General features: G+C 66.5%; 3 protein-coding genes and 1 pseudogene. 1 reads left to right on the top strand and 3 read right to left on the bottom strand.

The genetic code is table 11. The features are described from left to right. Positions 1-254 precede the first annotated feature (254 nt). Positions 255-1,715 carry an IS1634 family transposase gene (locus tag ACFE99_RS24740; protein ID WP_375489469.1) on the top strand — a complete coding sequence of 487 codons (1,461 nt, stop codon included), beginning with the start codon at positions 255-257 and terminating at the stop codon, positions 1,713-1,715. Here the strand turns inward: ACFE99_RS24740 and ACFE99_RS24735 are convergent. The 3 genes and pseudogenes from ACFE99_RS24735 to ACFE99_RS24725 form a co-directional block, all read right to left on the bottom strand. After that, positions 1,668-1,925, bottom strand: coding sequence for a hypothetical protein (locus ACFE99_RS24735; protein WP_375489467.1), 258 nt, complete (start codon positions 1,923-1,925; stop codon positions 1,668-1,670). The genes ACFE99_RS24740 and ACFE99_RS24735 overlap by 48 nt on opposite strands. Before the next feature lie 3 nt (positions 1,926-1,928). Further along, positions 1,929-2,117, bottom strand: a complete 189-nt coding sequence (locus tag ACFE99_RS24730; RefSeq protein ID WP_375489465.1) for a hypothetical protein — start codon at positions 2,115-2,117, stop codon at positions 1,929-1,931. After that, positions 2,114-2,687 (bottom strand): annotated as a pseudogene (locus ACFE99_RS24725) (aromatic ring-hydroxylating dioxygenase subunit alpha); the annotation flags it as partial. The pseudogene ACFE99_RS24725 and the gene ACFE99_RS24730, both read right to left, overlap by 4 nt.

Here is a 2,687-nt window from a genome sequence, read left to right as displayed (position 1 = left end):
CTCACCGCCGCGATCGACGACCTGCTGAGCGTCGAGCTGAGCACAGCTGCGCAGGACGAGTTGGTCGATTTCCTGCGGGAATTCGAGACGCAGAAACCTGACTTGGGCCAAGATCAGCTTTTGGTTGGTGTGGTGGCCCGTGTTTCGGGGGCTGGACGGTGTTGAGCGGCTGGAAGTTGCGCACTAATTGGGGCCCGTAGCCTGCGTCGGTGGCGTACCTGCGGACGGTGCGCACCGCGTCGGGTGCGACGGCGGTGCAGATCGTGTGGTCATCGAGGCGTGGCTCGCGGCGTATCGAGCACCTCGGGTCGGCGCACGACGAGGCTGAGCTGGTGGCGCTTCGGCAGGTTGCCGCTGATCGGATCGTCGCTGGCCAGCAGGCGCTGGATCTGGGCTTTGATGCGGCCGGTGGGCCGGGCCCGTTGCAGATCGTCGCATCGCGGGCGGGGCATCTGTGGGATGCGTTGTGTCGGGCGTACGACACGCTGGGCTTCGCCGAGGCCAGCAACGACGATGAGGTGTTCCGTGCTCTGGTGCTGGCCCGGATCATCGAGCCGACATCCAAGCTGGACTCGCTGCGGGTGCTGGCCGAGACCGGTATTGATGCGCCCTCCTACCGCACGCTCAAGCGCCGGCTTCCTGCGTACGCGAAACCGGCGTGGCGTAAGGAGATCTCGGCAGCGTGCGCGTCCCGCGCGGCGCTCGGCCCGGCGTCGCTGGTGCTCTACGACGTCTCGACCCTTTACTTCGAGACCGATCAGCCGGACGGGTTCCGTGAGCCTGGGTTCAGTAAGGAACGCCGGCTCGAGCCGCAGATCACCATCGGCTTGCTCACCGACGCCGCGGGGTTCCCCCTGGCGGTGGAGGCGTTCGAGGGAAACAAGGCCGAGACCGCCACCATGCTGCCGACGCTGACCGCGTTCATGACCGCGCACCAGCTCAGCGACATCACCGTGGTGGCCGACGCCGGGATGCTCTCGGAGAACAACAAGCGCGAGATCGAGGCTGCTGGGCTGGGGTTCATCCTCGGCAACAGGATCAGTCAAATCCCTTACGCAATCAGCGAATGGCACGCCAACAACCCGAAGACCGAGGTGCCCGACGGGCTGGTGTTGACCCAACCCTGGCCGGCCGGACCCAGCGACAAGCGACGAGACCAGATCATCTACTACCAATACCGCGCCGACCGTGCCCGCCGCACCCTCAAGGGCATCGACGAGCAGATCGGCAAAGCCGAACGCGCCGTCGCCGGCAAGGCGCCGATCAAACGCAACCGGTTCATCACCCTGTCCGGCGGCGACAAACGCGTGAACCGCGACCTCGAAGCCAAGGCCCGCACGCTGGCCGGCTGGAAGAGCTACATCACCAACATCACGAACCCGACCCCGGAATTCGTGATCGGCGCCTACCACCAGCTCTGGCACATCGAGAAATCGTTCCGCATGTCCAAGCACGACCTGCGCGCGCGACCGATCTACCACCACACGAAAGAATCGATCGAGGCCCACCTCGCCGTCGTATTCGCCGCCCTCGCCGTCACCCACCACATCGAGACCACCACAGGCTGGTCGATCAAACGCTTCGTCCGCACCACACGCCGCTACCGCACCGTCCAGATACGCGCCGGCCGCCACGTCCTAACCGCCGAAGAACCACTTCCGGCCGACCTACGCAACGCGCTCGCCCTGATCACCCGAACCAGAGCTGCGCACTAACCTGGCCCAACTCGGGACCGCGACCCGCCAGGCGGACCGGTCGGTGGGGTCGCCGCACAGCGAGTACTGCCGCTCCAGGCCGTCACGCAGAATGAGGTCGACGTGCGCACCCGGCGCCCATTCCGGCAGTTCCGCTCCGGCGGGATCGACGAGACTCAGCGCGACGACATCGTCGGCGACGACGTCCTTCGCCGCGACGAGCAGCTCCATGACTCACACCACCGCGGCGGCCCGCACGCGACGCGGCGGCGATGCCTCAGCGTGCGCGTGGTGGCCTTCCGGGTGCGCGGTCAGCCATGCCCACAACTGCACGGGATCCTCGGCGATCTGCTCGGCGCCGCAGTGGCACACGCCCAGCAACTGGTCGGCGCCCGGCACCCACACCACGCGGTAGGAAATCACGAGATGGCCGCGACCGCCGGCGCAGAAGCATCGTCGACCTGCTTCTTCAGCAGTCGCCGCGCAGCCAGCCCGCCGGTATCGATGTTGATCGACAGTTCCTGGTAGCCGTCGGCCTCGCCGGCTATCACCCGCTCCAGCAGGTTCAGCGCCTTAACGTCCTGCAGCACGACGGTGCGGTTGTTCTCCCGCAGGAATTCCGAGACCTTCTCGTCGTCCAGCGCGAAATCGCGGGCAACGGCCCAGAAATCGTGCGTGGACGTCTCGGTCTCCGGCGTCAGGGCATACACCACCTCGACATGGAATGCGTTCGGGTCGCTGCCGTCGGCCGCGGGCACGTCGCCCTTCGGCGCGATCCGGCTGTGCAGCAGATACAGGCACGGCGGGTGGTACTCGATGTCCTGCCAGCGGGTGATCCGCCCGGAAAGGCCGGTGGATTCCGCATAGAACGACGGGCATTCCGCGTCGTCCATATGACGGGTGACATAGACGATTTCGCGTTCCTCGTCGACCTCGGTCGTGATGGGCGTCTCGGCCACCTCGGGTGTGCCGATGTAGCCGCCGTGCAGGTAC

Origin of the sequence: uncultured Mycobacterium sp. (assembly GCF_964249325.1) — a bacterium.
In the GTDB taxonomy this organism is placed as follows: domain Bacteria; phylum Actinomycetota; class Actinomycetes; order Mycobacteriales; family Mycobacteriaceae; genus Mycobacterium.
This window is presented reverse-complemented; position numbering and strand designations above follow the sequence as displayed.